The organism is Sphingobacterium sp. B29, from assembly GCF_001952815.1.
Taxonomy (GTDB): domain Bacteria; phylum Bacteroidota; class Bacteroidia; order Sphingobacteriales; family Sphingobacteriaceae; genus Sphingobacterium; species Sphingobacterium siyangense.
Window position 1 is genome coordinate 2,279,166 of record NZ_CP019158.1, and the last position, 26,353, is coordinate 2,305,518.

Genomic DNA, 26,353 nt, shown 5'->3' on the forward strand with positions numbered 1-26,353 from the left:
ATGGACGGTGGAAGGCTTTTAGCTGCTATAATAGATCACGCTATTGATGGAATAATTACCATAGACAACAGGGGGAATGTGGAAAGCATTAACCCTGCTGCCTTGGAATTGTTCGGTTATCAGGCTGAAGAAGTGATCGGACACAATATCTCCATGTTAATGCCTGAACCTGATCGTGGTAATCACGATGGTTATCTGCATAATTACCAAACCACAGGTCACAAGAAAATTATCGGAATCGGCCGTGAAGTGATGGGCTTAAAGAAAAATGGAGAAACATTTCCATTCCGCTTGGCAGTCAGTGAGGTTTGGTTAAAAGATAAGAATATCTTTACCGGCTTTATTCACGATTTATCGCGTGAGAAAGCTGCCGAGGATATGCTCAAGCAACATGCAGCCGAACTTGAACATAAAGTCAGTGAGCGTACACGCGACCTGATCTCTCTGGTATCTGAACTTGAAAAAGCGAAAGCAGAAGTCTCAAAGTCTTTGGAAAAAGAAATTGAACTTAACCAGCTGAAATCACGGTTTGTGTCCATGGCCTCGCATGAGTTCCGGACACCTTTAAGCTCGGTTCAGCTTTCGGCTTCTCTGATTGAAAAGTATTCCGAACGACCGGATGATAAGGCTAATATCATTAAACATACCAATAAAATTAAAAGTGCAGTTCAATTGCTCACAAGTATCCTGAACGACTTTCTGTCACTTGAAAAATTGGAAGCGGGTATTGTTGTGATGAATAAGAAGTACATCAATCTCGTTGAGCTGGCAGAAGAGATCACCGAAGAAATGCAATTGATCTGTAAGAAAAATCAGCATATTGTATACCAACATACCGGAGAAATTGGGCATTTCACCCTAGATCCAAATTTGTTGAAAAATGCATTGGTCAACTTAATCTCCAACGCGATCAAATATTCCGGAGAAGATACCTTGATCGAATTCACAACTTGTATCGACGACGAAGGCTGCTTAATATCCGTGAAAGACAATGGTATTGGTATACCCGAGGAAGATCAGGTACATTTGTTTGAGCCTTTTTTTAGAGCACATAATACAGGTAATATCCCTGGTACAGGATTAGGTTTGAATATTGTAAAACGATACATCGAATTGATGGCGGGGCAGATGGAATTTGAATCGGAAGTACACAAAGGAACTTCATTCAGAGTAAGCTTTAAATAAAGGTGAACTTGCAGATTCGCATAACTGAATAAATAATTGCAGATGAGAAATAAAAAGACAATTCTAATTATTGAAGATAATATCGATATCCGAGAAGGGACTACCGAAATATTGGAGTTGACAGGAAGGTATGATGTCATTACAGCCGAAAATGGGCGCGTTGGCGTCGACCTGGCGACAAGACATATTCCTGATTTGATTCTCTGTGATATCATGATGCCTGAATTGGATGGTTACGGAGTCTTATTTATGTTAAGCAAAATTGAGAGTACAACCAAAATTCCGTTCATTTTTCTGACTGCCAAAGCGGAACGCGCAGATATGCGCAAAGCGATGGAAATGGGGGCGGATGATTATTTGACGAAACCTTTTGATGATGTTGAATTGATGAATGCAATAGATGTTCGCCTCAAAAGACATGAGCAGCTTGCAGCAGATATCCCTCAGGAAGAAGATTTGAGTTTGAGCGCCGAAGAGCAGGTATTGTTGCTAAAAGAGCTAATTGCCAATTCACGGGTGAAAACAGTGAAGAAAAAACAGTCTATTTATGAAAAAGATGATTCGCCAACGTACGTCTATTTTGTGAAATCTGGTCAGGTGCGCAGCTTTAAGTCCTATAAAGATGGACGTGAGCTGTCTACGGGGATTTTTATTAAAGGAAATTACTTTGGTTATGCCTCGATTTTGCTGAATGATAATTATGAAGACTACGCCGAAGCTGTTGAACAAAGTGAAATTGTATTGATTCCAAAGGATAGTTTTTTGGAGCTGTTATGGAAAAAACCTGCAATAGCCAGTAAATTTATAAAGCTTCTTTCTGTCGATTTACGGGAAAAAGAAGAGCAATTGCTGGGTTTTGCCTATCATTCTGTCCGCAAGCGTGTCGCCAATGCGTTGATTAGCGTTGCTGAAAAAAGTGGAGTTAATATCAATGAGGCTGATGCATGCTCAATTGATGTGACACGAGACGGCCTAGCTTCAATTGCAGGGACAGCCAATGAAACTGTTTCCCGTATACTCTCCGACTTTAAAGAAGAAAAACTGATTTCGAAAGAAAAAGGGAAGATATACATCAATTCTATCAAGAACCTGCGGGATGTGAAGCAGTAGCGATCAGCAGCTAAGATTTAAAAATCAATTTACTAAAAAAGGCGTGTTCAGTTTTTCTGAACACGCTTTTTTTCTGATAGCCTATGTTTACTGATTTGTGTCTTTTCATTAAAGTATCAATGCGAGTTCGCTATGCCGTTTTATTGAACTAGTTTGGTTTCATTGGTTTCAATGAACGTATAGTACGCGATTATTGGCCATATAATAGCTTTCGGTTGACTTTTACAGCTGTTGATGTTAGCGAAATCATGCAAGTTTTTGTGAATTGTGATAAATATCATTTTAAGGTGTGGTGCTATATCATCTTTTTGCCCATATGCATGATTTACTTTTGTTCTTAGGATAAACCTTAATTGGTGATTGTAGAATCAGAATGAAAGTAGTAGTATATAATGTAAGGTCATTTGAAAAAGAGTTTTGGGCATTGGCAAATGCCAAACAACATGATTTGACTTTGATTTCAAATGGATTAAATGCGGAGACACAGAATTACGCGCGTGGAAAAGATGCGGTAGTTATTTCCGTGAGCGATATGTTGGACGAGAGCATGCTACTTAATTTAAAAGGGTTAGGGATCAATAAGATTATGACCCGCAGTAAGGATACTGCTCATATCGATCTGGTAAAGGCTGGAGATTTGAATATTCAGATTGCCAATGCGCCATTTGAAGATCAGAGTCCAAAAGGACTGGCAGAGCAGACGGTCCGGAATCTCAACTTATGGGGATTAGAAAAATGTGTGGGTAAAGCTTGTTGTTGTCTAAACGACTGTGCTAAAAAAATAAAATAAAATGATTACATCGCAGGTTACAATGGAAGAATTGGTGCAAAAATATAATGTTGCCGCACCGCGCTATACAAGCTATCCTACTGTTCCCTTTTGGGATAATGAAGCATTTTCCCGGGCAGCTTGGACTAATCAAGTCTACCAAACTTTCCAGCAGTCGAAAGAAAAAGGTATCAGCTTATATATTCACCTTCCTTTTTGTGAAAGCCTATGTACGTATTGTGGTTGCAATACGCGCATTACAAAAAACCATCGCGTTGAAGAACCTTATATTGCCGCTCTTTTGAAAGAATGGGAAATGTATGTCGCTTTATTTAAGGGAGAAAGACCGTTATTGGCGGAAATACATTTGGGTGGTGGTACTCCGACCTTTTTCCATCCGGATAATTTGAAGGTACTGATTGAGGGGATCCTTAAACACGCAGACCTGGCTCCTGACCGTTCATTCTCTTTTGAAGCTCACCCTGCTAATACAACCGTCACACATTTAGAAACCTTATTTGACTTGGGGTTTCGGCGCTTGAGCCTGGGAATACAGGATTTTGATCCACTTGTGCAGTTTGTGATCAACCGACATCAAACATCGGCGGAAGTGAAAGAAGTGATGCTGAATGCGCGGAAAATTGGATTTGAGTCGATCAACTTCGATTTGATCTATGGATTGCCTAAGCAAACATTGGCTTCGGTGGAAGATACGATCCAAAAAGCGATGCTGCTCGGTCCAGACCGGATCTCTTTCTATAGCTATGCCCACGTGCCTTGGATAAAACCCGGTCAACGGCATTATACTGAAGCAGATCTACCTCATGGCGCAGCCAAACTCGCCTTGTATAACCTTGGAAAAAAAATGATTTTGGCCCATGGCTATGAAGATGTCGGTATGGATCATTTTGCGAAAAGAGAGGACGAGTTATTTGTCGCTTTTCAACAAGAAAGATTACATCGCAATTTTATGGGGTATGCCGATCGATTTAGTCCCTTGTTAATCGGTATCGGAGTCTCTTCGATCAGCGATGCCTGGGGGGCTTTTGCTCAAAATGTGAAGACCGTAGAAGAATACCATAAACTTATTGATGCGGGGGTATTGCCCGTTATAAAAGGACATATACTCAACGAGGAGGATCTTCTTGTAAGGCGTTATATCCTCGATATGATGTGTAAAGGCAAAGTGCAGTTGCCGACAGGTGCGCCGTTGAATGAGCAGATTATCGACGAATTGTCTGAACTTGTTGCAGATGGTTTAGTCTCCATTACCGGCGACCTAATTCAATGTACTGCTATTGGACGCTCTTTTTTAAGAAATATCTGTATGGCCTTTGATCAGCGATTATTGCGTTCAAAAGCACAAAATCAATTATTTAGTCAGGCAATTTAGAACGAAGGTATGGCAGAGCTAAGGGATGAAATACAACTTGCAGAAAAATGTTTCCATTGCGGCGATAAAATTGAGGAAACGGGTTATCAGCTCGATCATCACGATTTTTGCTGTCTGGGGTGTCAGACCGTTTACCAAGTCCTGAACGATAGTGGTATGCAGCAATATTATCGCTATAATCAGCACCCGGGTAAATCAAATAAATCCAAGCAAGAAGATTTTTCTTATCTGGATGAACCACAGATTGCCGATAAATTAGTGGATTATAAAGATGATAAGATGACCATCATCACCTTTTATATTCCGGCTATTCACTGTAGCTCTTGTATCTGGTTGCTGGAAAATTTATATAAACTCAATCCCAATGTACTGCAGTCGCGCGTGGACTTTATGAAGAAACAAGCGAGCATTACATTCAATCACAATGGGCTGCCATTGAAAGACCTGGTTTATCTTTTGGTCCATATCGGTTATGACCCTAAAATCACTTTGCAGGATGTTGTAAAGGAAGGGAATAGAAATAATCTGAATCCTTTGGTCGCAAAAATTGCTGTTGCCGGTTTCTGTTTTGGAAATTCTATGTTATTCAGTTTCCCTGATTATTTTGGAATGGGGAGTTTTGAAAAGGAATATGCCAATTTCTTTGGTTATATAAACCTTGCCTTTGGTCTCCCTGTTTTATTGTATTGTGCGTCGGATTATTTCAAATCGGCCTATTGGAGTCTGAAACAAAAGCGGTTGAATCTGGATGTGCCATTAGCTCTGGGAATCCTCGTGTTATTTTTGCGTTCCGCGTTTGAGGTGATCACGCAGACAGGAGCTGGTTTTACGGATACACTCTGTAGTCTTGTATTTTTTATATTGATCGGAAAATGGGTACAACAACGTACCTATTATCACATCTCATTTGAACGGGATTACCGGAGTTATTTTCCGGTGGCTGTAACAGTATTGACCGAATCGGGGGATAAACCTGTACAATTAGCTGACGTTCATATAGGTGACCGTATCTTGGTTCGGAACAATGAAATTATACCGGCCGATGCTATGCTTTTAAAAGGTGATGCTGCGATAGATTTTAGCTTTGTAACGGGAGAATCAAGTCCGGTCAGTAAGACCTTAGGCGAAATTATCTATGCCGGCGGACGCCAGACGGGGGAAGCGATAGAACTTGAAGTGGTCAAACCGATTTCACAGTCCTATTTGACCAAATTATGGAATAATGAGAATTATAAAGATTACGACAAACATTTTCAGACTTTTGTCAACTTTATAAGTAAATATTTTACTGTTGTTTTATTGGCTATTGCACTATTGGCTGCCTTATTTTGGGCCGTTGATGGGAGTGCAAGCCGGGCTTGGGGAGCTTTTACGGCGGTATTAATTATTGCATGTCCATGTGCGTTGGCGTTGAGCTCTCCATTTACCCTTTCTGCAGCGCTAAGTATTTTTGATCGAAATAAGTTCTATGTGAAAAATACGGCTGCTATTGAGCAGATGGCGAGGATTGATACTCTGGTGTTCGATAAAACTGGCACAATATCGTCGCCTAAAGCAACCTCAATTTATTTTGAAGGTAGCCTTTCGGCAGTTGACAAAAAGCTACTGAATGCGGTATGTAGAAACTCTAGCCATCCGTTGAGCCGTGAAATCGTCAAGTGGCTGAATGTCTCTTCTGCTATTTCGATACAGGATTTTAAGGAATTTCCGGGAAAGGGGATGCAGGCTAATGTAAGTGGTAAGGAAATTAAAATCGGTAGTGCTAACTTTTTGAATATCGGTAATATTAAAACAGATGGTTCTGTGGTTTTTATTCGTATAGGTGAGGAGTTAAAGGGGTATTTTACCATGGAGCAATCCTGGAGGGATGGCCTTTCGGCTTTGATTGAAGAATTTAAAGTCGAATACGACCTTCATTTAATCTCAGGGGATAACGATAGACGTCTGGATGCACTCCAGTTAATTTTTCCCTCGAATGCAAGTTTGCTTTTTAATCAATCACCAATGGAAAAACTGGAAACCATTCAAAATTTTCAGGTAGCAGGAAAGCATGTCTGCATGATTGGTGATGGCCTTAATGATGCGGGGGCATTGCGTAAAGCAGATTTGGGCATCGCCGTGAGTGATGATATCAATAACTTCTCTCCCGGCTGCGATGCGATACTGGATGGGGAGTCATTTTCAAAAATGCCGGATTTCTTTGCTTTTAGCAAAGATGCGGTGAAAGTAATACATATGAGCTTTGGTATATCTCTTTTATATAATGTAATTGGATTGAGCTTTGCCGTGCAAGGTATTATGTCGCCGTTATTTGCGGCGATTCTAATGCCAATAAGTACGGTAACGATCATCTCCTTTACAAGTCTCATGACGAGGTGGTATGCCAAACGCCGTAAACTCTAGTTGTTATGGAAATAATGTATATTTTGATCGGTTGTAGTGTTTTGTTGGCTTTGGTTTTCCTATGTGCTTTTTTCTGGGCAAATAAAACCGGTCAGCATAACGATACCTATACACCTTCTATACGGATTCTGTTTGATGATGAAACGACAGAAGGGGAAGATAAAGAAGGTGACGTAACTAAAACGTTATCGTAATTAAATCAATTACTTTTTTTTGTAATTAAGGTTATTATCAATAAAATTGGGGGTAAATACCAATTTGAAATAAAAATACATGCATAATAATCCATTTTCATTAAAAGATAAGGTAGTTGTAATTACGGGAGGTACAGGGATTTTAGGCGAAGCATTTGTTGAGGCTTTGGCCGAGGCAGAAGCCAAAGTCGCAATCCTTGGACGTAATGGACAAATCGGAGCGGAGCGTGTCCAGCAGGTAGAGTCTGTTGGTGGCGAAGCTATATTTATTGAAGTTGACATCATGAACGAACAGGATGTCACTCGGGCGAAAGATGAAGTTTTGCAAAAGTGGGGTAGGATAGACGCTTTAGTAAACGCCGTTGGAGGCAACATTCCAGGTGCAACAATTGGTGCCGATCAAGATTTATTTGCGAGCAATATTCAGGATACCATTAAAGCAATAGAGCTTAATTTGTATGGTACAATGATTCCTACGCATATTATTGGTCGTGTGATTGCTGAAAGCGGAAAAGGTGTCATCATCAATATATCTTCTCTTACAGCCAGTCGTCCTTTTACACGTGTTTTGGGCTATACTGTTGCAAAACACGGTATCGATGGGTATACAAAATGGATGGCCACCGAACTCGCTCAGCGTTATGGTGATCAAGTTCGTGTCAATGCAATCGCTCCCGGTGTATTCTTAACCAAACAAAACAAAAACTTATTGATCAATCCAGACGGTACTTATAGCGACCGTACCAAACGTATTCTTAACGGAACTCCCTATAACCGTTTGGGTGACCCTCGTGAGTTAAAAGGAACTTTAATCTATCTATTGAGCGATGCATCGGCCTTTGTGACAGGGGAGACGGTTTTTGTCGATGGTGGTTTTAATGCATGGTGTGGCGTTTAATTAAACTTTAAGATGAGAAAATTAGAACAAACCTGGCGTTGGTATGGTCCCAATGACCCGGTATCTTTACAAGATATCAAACAGGCTGGAGCTACTGGTATTGTTACGGCATTACATCATATTCCACACGGTGAGGTATGGCCACTTGCCGATATTCAAGAAAGAAAACGCATTATAGAAGATGCTGGCCTTACTTGGTCTGTTGTGGAAAGTGTGACAGTACACGAGGAGATTAAGACAAAAGGTGCTAGGGTCGATGAATACCTCCAGAAATATAATGAGACTTTAACCAATCTTGCACAATGCGGCATCAAAACAATTTGTTATAATTTTATGCCGGTGCTGGACTGGACACGTACACAATTGGATTTAACCATGGCGGATGGTTCAAAAGCATTGTATTTTGACTGGATTGATTTGGCACTGTTTGATATTTTTATATTGAAACGTGATGAGGCACAGACAGCGTATCCAGAGGATGTTGTTAAACGTGCGACTTTACGATTTGATGAAATTTCCGAACAGCAAAAAGAAGAATTGGCAAATGTTGTCTTAATGGGGATCCCCGGAGAGAAAAATGTGGAATTGGATGCCTTAAAGGCGAGCATTGATACCTATAAACATATTGGGAAAGATGGTTTACGCGATAATTTGGTTTATTTCCTTCAGGGAATTGCGGCAACTTGTGAGGAGAACGGTATATGTATGACCATTCATCCCGATGATCCACCGTATCCTATTTTAGGTTTGCCCCGCATCGCCAGTAATGGTGCAGATTTCGATTATTTTTTGAATGCGGTTCCACAACGATTTAATGGTGTCTGCTTTTGTACAGGATCTTTGGGGGCCAGTCAGACAAACGATCTGCCGGCTATCTTAGAAAATATTAAAGGACGGGTAAACTTTGTTCACTTACGGAATGTGAGGAAAGATGCGATCGGAAGCTTTTATGAGGCAGACCATTTGGATGGGGATGTCAATATGTATAAAATCATGAAAATCCTGGTTGCTGAAAATCAATTGCGATCAACAGCGATCCCATTCAGACCAGATCACGGCCATCAGATGCTGGATGATCTGAATAAAGTAACAAATCCAGGGTATTCTGCCATTGGAAGATTGAGAGGGCTTGCGGAATTACGGGGCCTAGAGTATGGTATTGTTGGTGAATGATACCAATAATTCGGGCGAAGATTAGAGATTATGACCTGTAATAGAGGTCGCATAAAGACAGTCGGGAAATAGGAGAGCTAACTTCTTATTTCCCGACTGTTTTGTTTTAAGTATGTCGGCGAGATTATAATCAAAAGAATTATAAGGAAGATTTGCGAATGATGAGCTGTGTTGGAAGCTCAATCGTTTCAAATTCATGTATTGGTCTTGTTTGGTTAATGGTGGCGATTAATTTATTTGTCGCCAGTTCCCCAATTTCTGTTGCCGGTTGTACAATTGTGGATAGTGCCGGATTTAAGGAAGCTGCTATCTGTGTGTTTGAAAAACCAATAACCGCGACCTCGGAAGGGACTTGAATCTGAAGCTCAGCCAAAATACCTAGTGTTCGAGTTGTAATAACATCCGTAGCACCGAAAATTGCATCTATACTTTTATGTTCAAGATATTCTTTGCGCAAAATCTCCCGAATTGTTTCGTCTATATCGGTGGTATTATTAAAACTACATTCGATATAATGTCTAGTATCAAAAGGAATCCCCGCATCTGATAAAGCAGATTTGAAGCCATTTAATCGTTCGGCTGCCACACCTAAGTTCTTTCCGGTGATATGCAAAATATTCTTTTTACCTTGTTCGATGAGATGCTTTGTGGCATTATATGAACCCTGGAAATTATTGACACCAACCTTGAATGTGTCGAGCTGGTGATTGATACGATCAAAAATAACGACGGGGATCTGCGATTTTATCAATGCTTTTAGCTCTTCAATATTTGAATCGGAAGAAACCGGAGATATCATTAAGCCATCAATACCGCGCATGCGTAAGACGTCAATACAATTTTTTTCGATCCGTTCGTCTTCCCGGCTTTGCATGAAAATAACGTCATAGACCGTCTGTTGAGAGGCTATTTGAATTCCATCGAGGATTTGTGAAACGAATGTATTGCTAATGTTGGATACAATAACCCCTATTGTATTGGATTTTCCTATTTTTAAGCTCCGTGCCAACTTATTTGGGTGGAAATTATGCTTTTTGGCATATTCCTGAACCATCTTTTTAGTCGCTTCACTTATTTCGTAGCTGTCTGATAATGCTTTGGAAACCGTCGAAACAGAAATATTGAGTGCCAACGCTATATCTTTCAGGGTAGTTCTGCTCATCGCTCTGGTGGTTATTTTAAGAAGATAAATCTACATAAAAAAATGTATAAATGCGTTTTTATCTTCATAATTAGCCATTATCTATGGTCGGTTGGGATTTAGTCAATGGATTTGATTGGCAGGATTTCCTGTGTGTTTTTGAGATAATTTTTATCTTGGAGCTTTTCCGGCACTCCTTTTTTTCTGAAATCCCCTTTTTATCCTTTTTCCAATCCCTCTTCAATGCAAGACGAAGGCTAGCTGGGGATGGGTAGCGAATGAAAAGCAACTTCAAAAGTTCTAATAGATGAGGTAATAGAAAGAAATTAGTAACTAGAAAAAAAGGTTTCCCTAGCTACTAATTTTCTGAGGTAGTTGTCCTATCTTTCTTTATATAAAGAATATAGAAAAAAATTGAGCCTGAAATGACGTATGGTATAAGTGGTGATAAATCAGCAAATTTCAATTGATGAGTGTCTCTATAGATATGAGTTATATCATTGACCCCTAAACCTAAAAAAAACAGGCATACTACAAAAGCGATAAAGATTACCTTTTTATTTATTTTGAACATATCATTATAATTTATCGACAAGCTTCTCCCCATTGAGCACTTGCATATATAAATCCTACAGCACCATACCAGCTCCAACGACAGAAGCTCCACTAGCAGCTAATCCAACAAAAGCTAAGGCAAGGCCAACAGATGCACCAGCACATGATGATAAAAAGCTTTTTGTCAATTTGTTATTTGATGCTGATTTAACAAATATATTTTTTCTCTTAAAGATAAAAATTCTGGGTGAACTTCTGCAGTATATGTTAATGCTAAAAATACACTTTCGTATTTACTGTATATTCCGTTCTCTTTTAAAATACCACTGTATTTATTGAGTGTTTGTTGTGGAGCCGCAGAATAATAAAGTTCATTGGATAAATTAATAAATATTTCTTTTTCCTTCTCGTTTATCACATTATTTTGAGAAAGAATATTGATAATATCAGTACTATTTGTTTTTGTTGATATTTCTTCTAAAAGATTGATTCTATCTTGTTGTATAGAAGATGAGATATTTTTATTCGCTTGTATAGCTAGATCTATTGTAGATAAGTTATTGCTTTTACTTTTTAAGGCTATGATGTTTTGAATATTTGAATTCATCGAAGTCCTCAAAGCACTAGATAGTTCAATTTTGCTGCTACCTTCATTTAAAACATTGGGCTGTTTACTACAAGATGTTGAAATACTACACAATTGTGTATAAAAATAAGATAAATCAAAGTAAGACGAAGGATAGCCGGGATATGGGAAGCGAATGAAAAGTTTTTCGGCTTATGTATCCTATGCTAGTCCGAGTGTTTGTTGTTTTTTGGTTATTCTTTGTTATTTCTAGGGCAGGGGGTCGGATCCAGTTCGACTTGTTTTCGGCTGCGGTGCGACTCATGTTTGACTCTGAAAGAGCCTGGACAGGGTTTAGATAGGTCTTAGGTTCGCCCTGTGAGCAAGGTGTGTCCATCGTGAGCGGGTTCTGTCTCCATGTCGGGGTCGGACGGAACACGGACTCAACACGGACAAAACACGGAGTCAGTGCAAATCTTCCCCGAACATGGCACGAAGCCTGTGGAGAGCGGAACAGGAGGTCCCCCCAGATCCTGCGCGGCAGCCGGAGGCCTACCTCCGAGCAGACCCCTAGTTACCCTCTCGATAAAAATAATTCTGAACTTCTTATTCTTTAGTTTAGCTTTTGTTTATACTTAGCTTAGCATTAAGTTAGGTTTTGATTAGCTTATACCTATACTATACCTAAACTAACCCTAACTAAACCCTAAACTAACCCTAAGTAAACAGGTAAGAAAGTGTTGCTTATGTTTGCCCCTGCCGCCGGTGCTGAAATCCCTCCGTTAAACCTCGGGGGAGCCCATTTCACGGTACCTTGGACTTCCCTGTCCCCATTTCGGGTGCAGGATCAGCTGTTTTTCGCCTCCCTCTGCAGCTTCCGTCGCTAAAATGAAAAAGAATCTCGCACCGTTACAGGTAGTTAGGGACAAAATGAAATAAATAAGAACAAAAGGCTTGGAAGTCTGCCCGAAAACTCCCTATCTTTGCACCACTCCGCAAGGGAGGGACGGTTACCCCGAAAGAGGGAATCATGAAAAAAGAAGGGTTTAAGAGAAGCCTGGCAGGATCAAAAATCCCGCCCGGTTTAAGTTTAAACGCGGAAATCGAAAAAAGGGAAAAGAAAAAAAAACTTCAAAAAGTTTTTGGAAGTTCAGAAAAGATTTCTACCTTTGCAGTCCCAACGGAAACGAAGGGAAAAACAAAACGATAAAGAGGGGCGCAATGCCTATCGGAATAAAGCAGATACGGAAGTTGAAGCGACAAAGTTCTTTAAGAAAACACAATCATGTAAGCGTGACGAGTAGACAAACGAAAGTCATGAACAAATTCAAGTAATTCGTTCAATTCGATCCAAGATCAGAGATATAAAAAAAGAATTCTGATTATTATAAATAGTTGGAATCAAAAACTTCATTTTACAATGGAGAGTTTGATCCTGGCTCAGGATGAACGCTAGCGGCAGGCCTAATACATGCAAGTCGGACGGGATCCATCGGAGAGCTTGCTCGAAGATGGTGAGAGTGGCGCACGGGTGCGTAACGCGTGAGCAACCTACCTCTATCAGGGGGATAGCCTCTCGAAAGAGAGATTAACACCGCATAATATAATTTCCCGGCATCGAGGAATTATTAAATATTTATAGGATAGAGATGGGCTCGCGTGACATTAGCTAGTTGGTAGGGTAACGGCTTACCAAGGCGACGATGTCTAGGGGCTCTGAGAGGAGAATCCCCCACACTGGTACTGAGACACGGACCAGACTCCTACGGGAGGCAGCAGTAAGGAATATTGGTCAATGGGCGGAAGCCTGAACCAGCCATGCCGCGTGCAGGAAGACTGCCCTATGGGTTGTAAACTGCTTTTGTCCAGGAATAAACCTCTTTACGAGTAGAGAGCTGAATGTACTGGAAGAATAAGGATCGGCTAACTCCGTGCCAGCAGCCGCGGTAATACGGAGGATCCGAGCGTTATCCGGATTTATTGGGTTTAAAGGGTGCGTAGGCGGCCTATTAAGTCAGGGGTGAAATACGGTGGCTCAACCATCGCAGTGCCTTTGATACTGATGGGCTTGAATCCATTTGAAGTGGGCGGAATAAGACAAGTAGCGGTGAAATGCATAGATATGTCTTAGAACTCCGATTGCGAAGGCAGCTCACTAAGCTGGTATTGACGCTGATGCACGAAAGCGTGGGGATCGAACAGGATTAGATACCCTGGTAGTCCACGCCCTAAACGATGATAACTCGATGTTGGCGATAGACAGCCAGCGTCCCAGCGAAAGCGTTAAGTTATCCACCTGGGGAGTACGCCCGCAAGGGTGAAACTCAAAGGAATTGACGGGGGCCCGCACAAGCGGAGGAGCATGTGGTTTAATTCGATGATACGCGAGGAACCTTACCCGGGCTTGAAAGTTAGTGAAGAGTGCAGAGACGCACTCGTCCTTCGGGACACGAAACTAGGTGCTGCATGGCTGTCGTCAGCTCGTGCCGTGAGGTGTTGGGTTAAGTCCCGCAACGAGCGCAACCCCTATGTTTAGTTGCCAGCATGTAATGGTGGGGACTCTAAACAGACTGCCTGTGCAAACAGAGAGGAAGGTGGGGACGACGTCAAGTCATCATGGCCCTTACGTCCGGGGCTACACACGTGCTACAATGGATGGTACAGCGGGCAGCTACATAGCAATATGATGCTAATCTCTAAAAGCCATTCACAGTTCGGATTGGGGTCTGCAACTCGACCCCATGAAGTTGGATTCGCTAGTAATCGCGTATCAGCAATGACGCGGTGAATACGTTCCCGGGCCTTGTACACACCGCCCGTCAAGCCATGAAAGTTGGGGGTACCTAAAGCATGTTACCGAAAGGAGCGTGTTAGGGTAAAACCGATAATTGGGGCTAAGTCGTAACAAGGTAGCCGTACCGGAAGGTGCGGCTGGAATACCTCCTTTCTAGAGTATCGAAGATCGGTGCTCGTCACGTTACATATGATTGCAAGAAGAAAAAACATCAGAAGAAAGTGCCCGCCCCGAAAGGAGCAGGACCGAGAGAAAGAGATGAACAAGATAAGCTAGTCCCGTAGCTCAGTTGGTTAGAGCACTACACTGATAATGTAGGGGTCAGCAGTTCAAATCTGCTCGGGACTACGAAAACGAATGGGGAATTAGCTCAGCTGGCTAGAGCACCTGCCTTGCACGCAGGGGGTCAACGGTTCGAATCCGTTATTCTCCACATCACCGGTGAAGTGTATAGCGATATACTTCAGGATACCGGAAAAAGAGTTCTTTGACATATTGAAAGAGAAAAAAAATTACAAGAGAAGACAACAGTATAGAGACAATACGTGTATGTGTTTGAAGTAAGGGAGAGGCCCTCGGTGAATGCCGAACGATCCCGAACCTAGCATACGGGTATATATATCAAAAGCAGCCGCATAGTAGCAAAAGGCTATGCCGGTGAAGAAAGTAAATAAGGGCACACGGGGGATGCCTAGGCTCTCAGAGGCGAAGAAGGACGTGATAAGCTGCGATAAGCTTTGGGGATTGGCAAATGCGACTTGATCCAGAGATTTCCGAATGGGGCAACCTGACTATTTGAAGAATAGTCGTATAAAACGCGAACGCGCTGAACTGAAACATCTAAGTAGGCGTAGGAGAAGAAAATAACAATGATTTCCCAAGTAGTGGCGAGCGAACGGGAAAGAGCCCAAACCGATCATGTTACGGCATGGTCGGGGTTGTAGGACCACGAGATTGTACAGCGCTATGAACTGGAAGCAGGTGGGAAACTGCGCGACAAGGGTGAGAGCCCCGTACAGGTAAAGAATGTTGACATAGTGGTATCCTGAGTACCGCGGGACCGGAGAAATCCTGTGGGAATCCACCAGCACCATCTGGTAAGGCTAAATACTCCTGAGAGACCGATAGTGAACCAGTACCGTGAGGGAAAGGTGAAAAGAACCCCGAACAGGGGAGTGAAAAGAACCTGAAACCGTGTGCTTACAAGCGGTTGGAGCAGGCAGGTCCTGTGACAGCGTGCCTTTTGCATAATGAGCCTACGAGTTACTCTTGTCTGGCAAGGTTAAGTCCTTCAGGGACGCAGCCGAAGCGAAAGCGAGTCTTAATAGGGCGCATAGTCAGATGAGGTAGACGCGAAACCTTGTGATCTACCCTTGGGCAGGTTGAAGTTGCAGTAACATGTAATGGAGGACCGAACCGATAAACGTTGAAAAGTTTCCGGATGACCTGAGGGTAGGGGTGAAAGGCCAATCAAACTGGGAAATAGCTCGTACTCCCCGAAATGTTTTTAGGAACAGCGTCGGCGTAGAGTTTGATAGAGGTAGAGCTACCGATTGGGTGCGGGGGAGTCAAATCCTACCAAATCCAGACGAACTCCGAATGCTATCAAATATAGCCGGCAGTGAGGCTTTGGGTGCTAAGGTCCAAGGCCGAGAGGGAAAGAACCCAGACCATCAGCTAAGGTCCCCAAATTCGTTCTAAGTTGAACTAACGAGGTCCGGTTGCCCAGACAGCTAGGATGTTGGCTTGGAAGCAGCCATTCATTTAAAGAGTGCGTAACAGCTCACTAGTCGAGCGGCCGGGCGTGGATAATAAACGGGCATCAAGAACGGTACCGAAGCTATGGATTTGTACTGAAAGATGTGCATCTGGTAGGGGAGCATTCCATCGCCGGGGAAGCAGTTTGGCAATGAACTGTGGAGGTTATGGAAAAGCAAATGTAGGCATAAGTAACGATAAGGCGGGTGAGAAACCCGCCCACCGAAAGACCAAGGTTTCCTGATCAACGTTAATCGGATCAGGGTCAGTCGGGACCTAAGGCGCACCCGAAGGGGGCAAGCCGATGGACAACTGGTTAATATTCCAGTACTCTTCATAACTGCGATGTGGTGACGGAGTAGTGACACTGCCGCGAACTGACGGAATAGTTCGTTGAAAGGCGTAGGTATAGGGACGGTAGGCAAATCCGCCGACCCTGCTGAACCCCAATAGTACAGCAAAGCTCCGGTGGCGCTGATAGAGCAGGTAAACAGACTTCCAAGAAAACCCGCTAAGCTTCAGGTTATGAAGACCCGTACCGCAAACCGACACAGGTGGTCGAGGAGAGAATCCTAAGGTGCTCGAGTGAGTCATGGCTAAGGAACTCGGCAAAATGGCCCTGTAACTTCGGGAGAAGGGGCGCTGTCTCGTAAGAGCAGCCGCAGTGAAAAGGCCCAGGCGACTGTTTAACAAAAACATATGGCTTTGCAAAATCGCAAGATGAAGTATAAGGCCTGACACCTGCCCGGTGCTGGAAGGTTAAGAGGGGATGTCATCGCAAGAGAAGCATTGAATCGAAGCCCCAGTAAACGGCGGCCGTAACTATAACGGTCCTAAGGTAGCGAAATTCCTTGTCGGGTAAGTTCCGACCTGCACGAATGGTGTAACGATCTGGGCGCTGTCTCAGCCATGAGCTCGGTGAAATTGTGGTATCGGTGAAGACGCCGATTACCCGCAACGGGACGGAAAGACCCCATGCACCTTCACTATAGCTTAACATTGAGATTGGGTACAGGATGTGTAGGATAGGCGGGAGATGTTGAAGTGGCTTCGCCAGGAGTCATGGAATCAACCTTGAAATACCGCCCTTTCTGTATTCGGTTTCTAACTCGGCAATGCCGAGGACATTGTTTGGTGGGTAGTTTGACTGGGGTGGTCGCCTCCAAAAAGGTAACGGAGGCTTTCAAAGGTAAGCTCAGTACGCTTGGTAACCGTACGTGGAGTGCAATGGCATAAGCTTGCTTGACTGTGAGACCGACAAGTCGAACAGGGTCGAAAGACGGACATAGTGATCCGGTGGTTCTGTATGGAAGGGCCATCGCTCAAAGGATAAAAGGTACGCTGGGGATAACAGGCTGATCTCCCCCAAGAGCTCATATCGACGGGGAGGTTTGGCACCTCGATGTCGGCTCGTCACATCCTGGGGCTGGAGAAGGTCCCAAGGGTTGGGCTGTTCGCCCATTAAAGTGGCACGCGAGCTGGGTTCAGAACGTCGCGAGACAGTTCGGTCCCTATCTGTTGTGGGCGTTGGAAGTTTGAGTGGATCTGACCTTAGTACGAGAGGACCGGGTTGGACAGACCTCTGGTGAACCTGTTATGCCGCCAGGTGTACGGCAGGGTAGCTACGTCTGGAATAGATAAGCGCTGAAAGCATCTAAGTGCGAAACTAGCCACGAGATGAGACTTCCTTATAGGGTCGTAGAAGATGACTACGTTGATAGGCCATAGGTGTAAAGGTTGAGAGACCAAAGCCAAGTGGTACTAATAGCCCGAAGCTTTCTCAAGCAGACAGACACTGTTGTCTTCCTCTTTAATTTTTAAGAAACAAACAGGAAACGAACCTCTTTCAATAGCTATGTCAGTTGGCATGAATCACATGATAAGAATATCATAGATCATCCAATAAAGATTTTTAGGTGCCTATATCGGCGGTGTCTACCTCTTCCCATTCCGAACAGAGCAGTCAAGCCCGCCAGAGCCGATGGTATTGCCGTAACAGGTGGGAGAGTAGGTCGGTGCCTTTTTTTACACGGAAGCCCTTGCTGGAAACAGTCAAGGGCTTCTTTCGTTTGGATACTTCCGTATTTCGCTGTACAGGCCATTGCCTATCCTCCGCCTATCGGTTATCGCAGCACAGGACCGTCGGTGAGCCCGGCCATCGGTAGCTGTTCCGCAAACGGTAGCAGTCCTGCAATCTGCACTGACCGTGTCAAATCCTATTACTTTTTACCTGTATGCTATAGCTGCATATCAATTGGCCTTGCAGTAGCTACTTGTAATGCTATATATGCTATTCGGTTGGGAAGTATACAGGTAAAATGGTACCAGTCATAGCAGGAGCAGGCGGTCATGCAGTCATCACTGTGCTCCGCTGCTATGCTGCACTGTCGTAGCCAAGGGGTATTACAAAACTCAGGCTGAGCCCATATTCTTTTAATAAGTGGCTTTTCTACAGTGGTTAACTAAATTATGCTATAACAGTACACAGAAGCCAGTTCAAGCTAATCCCACCACTAATCTGTTACGAATCTTTAACTCCCTTGCTACCGGCGAATAGTGAAATAAGTCTGCAGATTAAGGTTTGCTACTTTGATGAGGTTTGATGCGCTATAGTTACAATTCATTTCGTGCCGATAGTCTCGATGTTTGTGGAATAAATTCGTGTGTATGGGACAGTGATTTTAACTCATATTGCCATTGAAACAGGGTATTAAACTGCAGGAAATGTGACTGCGGTCACTATTGATGTCTGATTTAATTGTAAAAAGTATCTTTCAAGATCTCTATTTTCCCTAAGTCATTTACAACCAATGGTCGAAATTGCTAACTAACCCTTTTAATCGGTTAATAAAAAAGTGACGTACATCACTTTTGTACGCATTGTCCATCATTAGATTGTCATAAATTGCTGCTTATTTTTGAATCAGAATCAACAATTTAAGTAATGCAGTTAGAGCAATTTAATTACGACAACAAGATTGTCAGGAATTTCGGAATCGCTACCATTATTTGGGGGATAGTTGGTATGACCATAGGATTGCTTGTGGCAACGCAGCTTGTTTGGCCCCAGATGAACTTTGGATTGCAATTTACAACATTTGGCCGTGTACGTCCTGTGCATACCAATGCGGTGATTTTTGCTTTCGTAGGTAATGGTATTTTTATGGGAGTGTATTACTCCTTACAGCGGGTGCTTAAAGCAAGAATGTTCAGTGATGCTTTGAGTAAGCTCCATTTTTGGGGTTGGCAATTAATTATTGTTGCCTCGGCTATTACACTCCCACTCGGTCTTACTTCAAGCCATGAGTATGCCGAAATGGAATGGCCTATTGATATCGCAATTACCCTCATTTGGGTCGTATTCGGAATCAATATGTTCGGTACTATTATCAAACGACGCGAACGTCACATGTATGTCGCTGTTTGGTTCTATATTGCCACATTTGTTACAGTAGCGGTATTACATATTGTTAACTCCATCCAATTACCTGTAGCTGGATGGAAAAGCTATTATGTCTACAAAGGCGTACAGGATGCGCTGGTACAATGGTGGTATGGTCACAATGCAGTTGCTTTTTTCTTGACAACTCCTTATTTGGGAATGATGTATTATTTCCTTCCTAAGATGGCCAACCGTCCAGTTTACTCTTACAAGTTAAGTATTCTTCACTTTTGGTCTTTAATCTTTATTTATATCTGGGCAGGTCCTCACCATTTGCTCTATACGGCGCTACCTGGTTGGGTACAGTCTTTAGGGGTTGTATTCTCCATTATGTTGATTGCTCCGAGTTGGGGCGGTATGATCAATGGCTTGTTGACCTTACGTGGTGCCTGGGATAAGGTGCGGACAGAGCCTATGTTAAAATTCATGGTCGTGGCCCTTACTTGTTATGGTATGGCGACTTTCGAAGGCCCTATGCTATCTTTAAAGCAGGTGAATGCAATTGCTCACTTTACCGACTGGATCGTAGCACACGTACACGTAGGTGCATTGGGATGGAACGGCTTTATGACATTCGGTATTCTGTACTGGTTGATACCACGTATTTATAAAACGGAGTTATATTCTAAAAAATTGGCATCAACGCACTTTTGGATAGGTACCTTGGGTATTTTGTTCTATGCGATCCCGATGTATTGGGCAGCTGTAGTACAAGGCTTGATGTGGAAAGAATTTACACCGGAAGGGGTTTTGAAATATCCCAACTTCCTTGCGACAACATTGGAAATTTTGCCAATGCACATGATGCGTGCACTAGGTGGTGCACTTTATCTATCGGGCGTGTTCCTAATGACGTTCAACTTGATCAAAACTATGCAAAAAGGGAAGCTTTTGGCCAATGAGCCTGCAGAAGCTCCTGCATTATTGCCGGTTCAAGTAAACGAACAGTCTCAACACCGTCGCCTTGAACGTAAGCCAATTTTATTTATGGTACTGGCTCTTATTGCGATCCTCATCGGGGGTATGGTGGAGATGGTGCCGACTTTTACAATTTCTAAAAACGTTCCAACGATTGCGAGTGTAAAACCTTATACAGCATTGGAACTGCAGGGAAGGGATCTCTACGTGAGAGAAGGTTGTGTAAACTGTCACACGCAAACTATTCGTCCATTTAGATCCGAAACTGCCCGTTACGGAGAGTATAGTAAGGCGGGAGAGTTTGTTTACGATACACCGTTTTTATGGGGTTCGAAGCGGACGGGACCAGATCTGCATCGAATCGGTGGAAAATACCCAAATAAATGGCACTTTGATCACCTGTTGGATCCGACGATTACCTCGCCAGGAAGTATTATGCCAACATATCCTTGGTTGATCGATCAGAAGCTAGATAATTCTATTCTGCAAGATAAAATGAAAGCGTTACGGAAATTGGGAATTCCCTATACCGATGCGGAAATTGAACATGCTGAGCAGGATCTTACCAAACAGGCACAAAAAAATTGCTGATGATCTAAAACAAAATCAAGTGAATGTGTTAGCTGACCGTGAGATTGTAGCTGTAATTGCATACTTACAGCGATTAGGAACAGATATAAAAGCAGCTCCAAAAGTAGCTGATAATGTTAACGCAAATCAATAAAGCCATGTTTAAGCAAATAACAAATCTAAACGGCAGTGAGCTTTATCTAATTGCATCACTTTGGATCTTCTTGGTGTTCTTCATTTCAGTAGCAATAATGTTGTTTCGAATGAAAAAAGACTATGTTACTTATATGAAGGAATTGCCTTTGGAAGAAGATGAAACAGAAAAGGAACTGAATCATTCACCTGAAAGTCTATAATATATGAGTTTATTATTGGATACTGCACCAGCTACCGCAGAAGTTGTTCAATCTACGATAGGATTCGGTACAGATAATTTATACACAGATATCTTAATTGTTGTATTGATCGTTGTGATGCTGGCTCTTCTTGCTTCGGCATTGATGGTCAATCGCGCGATGAAATCCATCATTAAGATTACCATGCCTGAATTGGCCAAGGAGGAAAAACTCAAAAAGGCGGCGAATAAGGGCTGGATGAAAAGGTCGTGGAACAAGATCATGGGGATCAGACCGATTTCAGAAGAAAAGGATATTGTTATAGACCATGAGTATGATGGTATCCGCGAATTGGATAATCCGATTCCGATCTGGTTTAATTTTCTTTTTTATGGAACGATTTTTTTCGGCCTTGTTTACTTATTTGTTTATCAGGTGTCGGGCATCGGAATGAACCAGGACCAGGAGTATGAACATGAGATGGTCGTTGCCGAGAAAGAGCGTCAGGCTTATCTTACTGCTTCTGCGAGCAATGTAGACGAAAGTAGCGTGGAGTTTCAGCCGGAAATGGCAGCTGATGGAAAAGCGATCTTTACCGCAAACTGTGTCGCTTGCCACGGTGGTAGTGGCGAGGGAGGCATCGGACCTAACTTGACCGATAAGTTTTGGCTTCATGGTGGCGAGATTAAAGATATCTTCAAAACCATTAAGTATGGTGTTCCTGATAAAGGAATGGTGCCATGGGAACAAACCTTAAGTCCTGCACAAATTGCACAGGTTGCCAGTTATATTATCACCTTAAGGGATACACACCCCGCTAATCCAAAAGCTCCGCAAGGTGAAGAGGTAACCTATGGCGGTGGCCAGGCTGCAAGTGGAGAGAAGCCGGCGGATGAGAGCAAAGCCGATCAGGCTGAAACAGAAAAAAAAGCAGAGTAGTAAATTGAAATAGCAATGAGTACAGTAGTCGTGAATAATGCCAATAACGGTGGATCTAAGTCAAAAAAAAGACAATGGATTTATGCCAAAAAACCGCAGGGAGAGCTTTACAAAAAGAGACAGTGGGTTGGGTATTCACTACTGCTGTTCTTGTTTGTAGTTCCTTTTATCAAAATAAATGGTGAACCGTTTCTCATGTTCAACATTATTGAGCGAAAGTTTTCCATCTTAGGAAATCTGTTCTATCCACAGGATCTCTACATATTCGTATTCGGCATGTTAATCGTGATGGTATGTGTGGTTTTGTTTACTGTTGTCTTTGGACGGGTATGGTGCGGATGGACTTGCCCCCAGACCATTTTTTTGGAATTAATATTTAGACGAATTGAATATTGGATCGAAGGTGATTGGCAACAACAAAAGAAATTGGATGCTGGACCCAATACGGATCAAAAACAATTGAAAAAGTTTTTGAAACATGGTATATTCCTGATCATATCATTTTTCATTTCAAATATCTTTTTGTCTTATATCATCGGTGTTGATGCACTGATGAAGATTGTCACTGATCCATTGGACCAACATATCGGTGGATTGATCTCAATAATCATCTTTACATTGGTTTTCTATGGTGTGTTTGCGTACGTCAGGGAGATTGTATGTATTGCAATTTGCCCTTATGGCAGATTGCAGGGCGTACTCCTCGATGACCAAAGTATCACTGTTGCATATGATCATAGACGTGGAGAGCCAAGAGGAAAACAGCAAAAGGATGCAATGACGACACATGGAGATTGTGTAGACTGCAAACTCTGTGTACATGTATGCCCCACAGGAATTGATATTCGAAATGGTCTGCAATTAGAATGTGTAAGCTGTACGGCCTGTATTGATGCCTGTGATGCTGTCATGGACAAAATTGGAAAGCCTAAAAAGTTAATTGGCTTTTATCCAATGGGTGAGATTGAAGGAACACTGAAGAAAAAAAGCAATACGAGGGCAATAGCCTATTCTATCGTGTTGGTTGCATTAATGTCGGTCTTTAGTTTTCTGTTGTTCAATCGTTCTCAGGTGGATGGAAGATTGCTTCGGGCAAAGGGAAGCACCTACCAGCTTCGTGATGATAAGACAATAAGCAACCTGTATTCTTTGGAATTGATTAATAAGTCTGGTAAAGAAATGCCTTTTAAATTGGTCTGTGATGATCCGCGTTTAACGATTCAACTGGTCAATCCTATTCAAAAATTGAGTAAAGATGGGCATGCGACACTGAGTTTTTTTCTAATTATCGCGAATAAGGATGTGGAGACCTATAAAAGTAATATAAAATTAGCTATCTATTCGGGAGATAAGAAAGTGGAAAGTTTAAAAACCACTTTTATTGCGCCTCCGGGTATGAATTAAAATGGAAAACAATGAATTGGGGTACAAAGATTTTTTTAACCTTGGCGGTATTTATGTTGTGTATAGTCGGAGCAGGAATATACATGGTGAGTCACGATTCGGATAGTCTGGAAGAAGATGACTATTACGAGCAGGGACTGAATTATGATCAAGCTTACGATAAAAAGCAAAATGTATTGATTATGAAGGAATCACCGACGATAGAAATCAGGCAAGATACCTTGTATATTCATTTTGTCTCCAAAGTAAATAAAGGGAAATTGCTGTTTCGAAAACCTTCGGATAACCGATTGGATAAAGAATTACCATTTCAGACAACCAGTAATTTATATACACTGCCCATTTCCACGTTCGATAAAGGAATGTGGAATTTGTATATTGACTGGAAGAGTGTAGGTAAAGATTTTTTGTTTGAAGAGCATATTTTATTTTAGGGAAATGAGCTATACCTATTTTGCATTTTTCATGGGATTGTTTGGAAGCATACATTGTGCGGTAATGTGTGGTCCATTAATTTTTGCTATTGAAGGAAGGCAGGGTTTTGGTTGGAACGTTTTTTTAAATAAAATACTGTATCAATCCGGAAGGGTACTGACTTATGGTTGTTTAGGACTTTTACTCGGTACGATCGGAACATTTGCGCAGATTCAAGGTTGGCAGCGAAGTTTGAGCTGGGCCACAGGTATTATTTTGATCGGAATTGCTTTATTCCAGCTTATTGGTAAGCATAATCGGAAAATCGCTAGCTGGCAGACGAAGGCTGTGCAGCCAATTGTACGCTTATTATCGAAATGGCTCTATAAACCGGGGGGGAGTTTTATTGCTGGCGTACTGAATGGCTTATTGCCCTGTGGTATGGTCTACATGGCACTCATGTCGTCCATAAATGCAGACAGTCCACAGCAAAGTTTCTTTTTTATGTTGTGTTTTGGCTTAGGAACTATCCCGCTATTGTTTGCGTTTTCTTTTCTGGGAAATTTCTCCAGATCTTTCAAAATCGGATTTTCAAAATGGGTTCCCTTTCTCTATTTCTTATTGGGAATTTGGTTTATACTCCGGGGTGCCAATTTAGACATTCCTTATTTAAGTCCATTCATTCATGTCGATGGTGCAATAAACTGTGTTTAAGGACAAACAATATGTCGATGCTAAGTATTATATTTCCTCAATAAATAAATTTCTCAATAAGCAGAGGAGAGATCGATAAATTACTTATATATGCTAGGCAATTAAATTGCATATAAAAGGTAATTTATCTAAGTTTGGTAAAACCCTTAGCAAACAATATGGAGGTACTTCATCATATTTTACAGATTGCATTAACATACTATTGGATCCCCTTACTCATCCTTTATATTGGTGTAATCGGAACGATCCTGATCGAAAACCGTAACCCTTCCAAGACCATTGCCTGGATTATGGTCATTGTTTTCTTACCTGTCATTGGATTACTCAGTTACTATTTCTTTGGACAAAAATTTAAAAAGGTCAAAAGAATGAAACGTGTGTATCGTGAGCAGTCCAAAAAACTCATGGATGCCTGGCGTAAGGAATCTGAAATTATGGAGGAACATATCGATACCTTAAACGAGCGAATCGGTAGTTTGGCCATGGTATACCGCTACCTTAAAAATCAGAAGATCTCTACATTCTCCCTCAACAACGATGTAACCCTGTTTATCAATGGGGAAGAAAAGTTTCCGGTACTTATTGATCGTCTTAAAGCTGCGCAGCATTCCATTCACATGGAATATTATATTTGGGAAATGGATGAAATAGGGCAGGAGATCTTACATATTCTAGAAGAAAAAGCAAAAGCTGGGGTCACCGTACGTCTGATATTGGATAGTTTTGGTGCTCCAGATGTAATTAAATATTTACGGCGGCATAAACCCGATTTTGTGTTTCAAGCTTTCCTTCCAGTAACCTTTAGTTCCTTGGCGAATAGCAACTACCGAAATCACCGCAAGATAGCGGTGATCGATGGGAAAATAGGTTTTGTCGGCGGAATCAATATTTCAGATCGGTATATCAATAATGGAAAAAATGAGGTTTATTGGCGGGATACAGCTATGATGGTTGTCGGCGCGGCTGTAAATACGTTGCAAATCCAGTTTTGGAACAGCTGGAACCAGACAGATGGGGAATCGTTTGAATTGGGCCGAGGTTATTTAAACCGATTTCCTCTTACCGATGAAGATGCGAGTGGAGTAGGATTTACAGCCAGTGATCCTGGATCGCCAGCGCCTTTCAATATGGAAGCAATTATTGCCGGTATCAACGAAGCAAAAGAATATGTACAGTTGTGTACGCCATATTTTATTCCCAGCGATCAATTGACGACCGCTTTAATGCTCGCGGTATCTTCAGGAGTCCGTGTGGACTTGATGTTGCCGGCCCGGTCTGATTCGTTTTTTGTACAGCACGCCTCATTCTCGTTTATAAAACCACTGTTGGAAAGAGGAGTCAACGTATACCTTTATACAAAGGGATTTCTGCATGCCAAAACCATCTGTATTGATGGGAAGCTTGCCTATATCGGTACGACAAACTTAGATATCAGAAGTTTTTACATCAATTTTGAAATCTCGGGAATTGTCTCGGATAAAGCGCTTTGCGACCGTCTTAATGCGCAATTTTTGGCTGATATTGAGGCCTCAGATCTGATTACAATCCGAAAATGGATGCAACGAAGCCGCTGGAAAAGAGGAGTTGATTCCATCTGTAGGCTTTTGGCTCCATTGCTTTAAATTACCTTTAAAGAGTCGGTAATGACCCTATGGATAGGTATAATAAATGTTAAAAAT

General features: G+C 42.2%; 17 protein-coding genes, 2 tRNA genes, 3 rRNA genes and 1 pseudogene. 21 read left to right on the forward strand and 2 right to left on the reverse strand.

Annotated elements, in window-relative coordinates; genetic code table 11:
* The 8 genes from BV902_RS09420 to uxuA all read left to right on the forward strand — a co-directional run bounded on the left by BV902_RS09420 (position 1) and on the right by uxuA (position 9,125).
* Positions 1 to 1,185, forward strand: a complete 1,185-nt coding sequence (locus BV902_RS09420) for a PAS domain-containing sensor histidine kinase (RefSeq protein ID WP_075991717.1) — start codon at positions 1 to 3, stop codon at positions 1,183 to 1,185.
* 42 nt (positions 1,186 to 1,227) lie between these two features.
* Entirely contained in the window at positions 1,228 to 2,295 is a 1,068-nt protein-coding gene (locus BV902_RS09425) for a response regulator (protein ID WP_075991718.1), read from the forward strand.
* A 373-nt stretch (positions 2,296 to 2,668) separates the two neighbouring features.
* The gene (locus BV902_RS09430; protein ID WP_070567181.1) at positions 2,669 to 3,085 is read left to right on the forward strand and encodes a lactate dehydrogenase; all 417 of its coding nucleotides are present in this window, start codon (positions 2,669 to 2,671) and stop codon (positions 3,083 to 3,085) included.
* Position 3,086: 1 nt separating this feature from the next.
* Positions 3,087 to 4,457: an oxygen-independent coproporphyrinogen III oxidase gene (gene hemN, locus BV902_RS09435; RefSeq protein WP_172840661.1), complete on the forward strand. Its 1,371-nt coding sequence runs from the start codon at positions 3,087 to 3,089 to the stop codon at positions 4,455 to 4,457.
* A 9-nt stretch (positions 4,458 to 4,466) separates the two neighbouring features.
* Positions 4,467 to 6,860 (forward strand): heavy metal translocating P-type ATPase, encoded by a 2,394-nt coding sequence (locus BV902_RS09440; RefSeq protein ID WP_075991719.1) that lies wholly within the window; start codon positions 4,467 to 4,469, stop codon positions 6,858 to 6,860.
* 5 nt (positions 6,861 to 6,865) lie between these two features.
* The gene (gene ccoS, locus BV902_RS09445; protein ID WP_075991720.1) at positions 6,866 to 7,054 is read left to right on the forward strand and encodes a cbb3-type cytochrome oxidase assembly protein CcoS; all 189 of its coding nucleotides are present in this window, start codon (positions 6,866 to 6,868) and stop codon (positions 7,052 to 7,054) included.
* A gap of 79 nt (positions 7,055 to 7,133) precedes the next feature.
* Entirely contained in the window at positions 7,134 to 7,952 is an 819-nt protein-coding gene (locus BV902_RS09450) for an SDR family oxidoreductase (RefSeq protein ID WP_070567614.1), read from the forward strand.
* A gap of 12 nt (positions 7,953 to 7,964) precedes the next feature.
* A complete protein-coding gene (gene uxuA / locus BV902_RS09455; protein WP_075991721.1) occupies positions 7,965 to 9,125 on the forward strand; it encodes a mannonate dehydratase in 1,161 nt (386 codons plus the stop codon).
* Between the two features lie 139 nt (positions 9,126 to 9,264).
* On the opposite strand, the gene BV902_RS09460 is transcribed toward uxuA, so the two are convergent.
* Entirely contained in the window at positions 9,265 to 10,287 is a 1,023-nt protein-coding gene (locus BV902_RS09460) for a LacI family DNA-binding transcriptional regulator (protein WP_070567173.1), read from the reverse strand.
* A gap of 718 nt (positions 10,288 to 11,005) precedes the next feature.
* Complete coding sequence (locus BV902_RS09470) at positions 11,006 to 11,428, reverse strand: hypothetical protein (RefSeq protein WP_075991723.1); 423 nt, start codon at positions 11,426 to 11,428, stop codon at positions 11,006 to 11,008.
* A 988-nt stretch (positions 11,429 to 12,416) separates the two neighbouring features.
* Between BV902_RS09470 and BV902_RS09475 the strand changes: the two genes are divergently transcribed.
* From BV902_RS09475 to cls, 13 genes and pseudogenes are all read left to right on the forward strand, one after another.
* The gene (locus BV902_RS09475) at positions 12,417 to 12,596 is read left to right on the forward strand and encodes a hypothetical protein (protein WP_075991724.1); all 180 of its coding nucleotides are present in this window, start codon (positions 12,417 to 12,419) and stop codon (positions 12,594 to 12,596) included.
* A 207-nt stretch (positions 12,597 to 12,803) separates the two neighbouring features.
* Positions 12,804 to 14,333: ribosomal RNA gene (locus tag BV902_RS09480) — 16S ribosomal RNA — on the forward strand.
* Between the two features lie 121 nt (positions 14,334 to 14,454).
* Positions 14,455 to 14,528, forward strand: a tRNA-Ile gene (locus BV902_RS09485).
* Positions 14,529 to 14,539: 11 nt separating this feature from the next.
* Positions 14,540 to 14,613, forward strand: a tRNA-Ala gene (locus BV902_RS09490).
* A 227-nt stretch (positions 14,614 to 14,840) separates the two neighbouring features.
* Positions 14,841 to 17,722, forward strand: a 23S ribosomal RNA gene (locus BV902_RS09495).
* Between the two features lie 128 nt (positions 17,723 to 17,850).
* Positions 17,851 to 17,962: ribosomal RNA gene (gene rrf, locus BV902_RS09500) — 5S ribosomal RNA — on the forward strand.
* Together the 16S, 23S and 5S rRNA genes with 2 tRNA genes alongside form the textbook arrangement of a ribosomal RNA operon.
* A gap of 920 nt (positions 17,963 to 18,882) precedes the next feature.
* Positions 18,883 to 21,022: pseudogene (gene ccoN, locus BV902_RS09505) on the forward strand (cytochrome-c oxidase, cbb3-type subunit I).
* A gap of 4 nt (positions 21,023 to 21,026) precedes the next feature.
* Positions 21,027 to 21,224, forward strand: coding sequence for a hypothetical protein (locus tag BV902_RS09510; protein WP_046671935.1), 198 nt, complete (start codon positions 21,027 to 21,029; stop codon positions 21,222 to 21,224).
* A gap of 3 nt (positions 21,225 to 21,227) precedes the next feature.
* Complete coding sequence (locus BV902_RS09515; protein ID WP_075991725.1) at positions 21,228 to 22,142, forward strand: cbb3-type cytochrome c oxidase N-terminal domain-containing protein; 915 nt, start codon at positions 21,228 to 21,230, stop codon at positions 22,140 to 22,142.
* Positions 22,143 to 22,157: 15 nt separating this feature from the next.
* The gene (gene ccoG, locus BV902_RS09520; RefSeq protein ID WP_075991726.1) at positions 22,158 to 23,546 is read left to right on the forward strand and encodes a cytochrome c oxidase accessory protein CcoG; all 1,389 of its coding nucleotides are present in this window, start codon (positions 22,158 to 22,160) and stop codon (positions 23,544 to 23,546) included.
* An 11-nt stretch (positions 23,547 to 23,557) separates the two neighbouring features.
* Complete coding sequence (locus BV902_RS09525) at positions 23,558 to 23,980, forward strand: FixH family protein (RefSeq protein WP_075991727.1); 423 nt, start codon at positions 23,558 to 23,560, stop codon at positions 23,978 to 23,980.
* Positions 23,958 to 24,674: a sulfite exporter TauE/SafE family protein gene (locus tag BV902_RS09530; RefSeq protein ID WP_237242052.1), complete on the forward strand. Its 717-nt coding sequence runs from the start codon at positions 23,958 to 23,960 to the stop codon at positions 24,672 to 24,674. The genes BV902_RS09525 and BV902_RS09530 overlap by 23 nt, the downstream gene beginning before the upstream one ends.
* A gap of 158 nt (positions 24,675 to 24,832) precedes the next feature.
* Complete coding sequence (gene cls / locus BV902_RS09535) at positions 24,833 to 26,296, forward strand: cardiolipin synthase (protein ID WP_075991729.1); 1,464 nt, start codon at positions 24,833 to 24,835, stop codon at positions 26,294 to 26,296.
* Positions 26,297 to 26,353 lie beyond the last annotated feature (57 nt).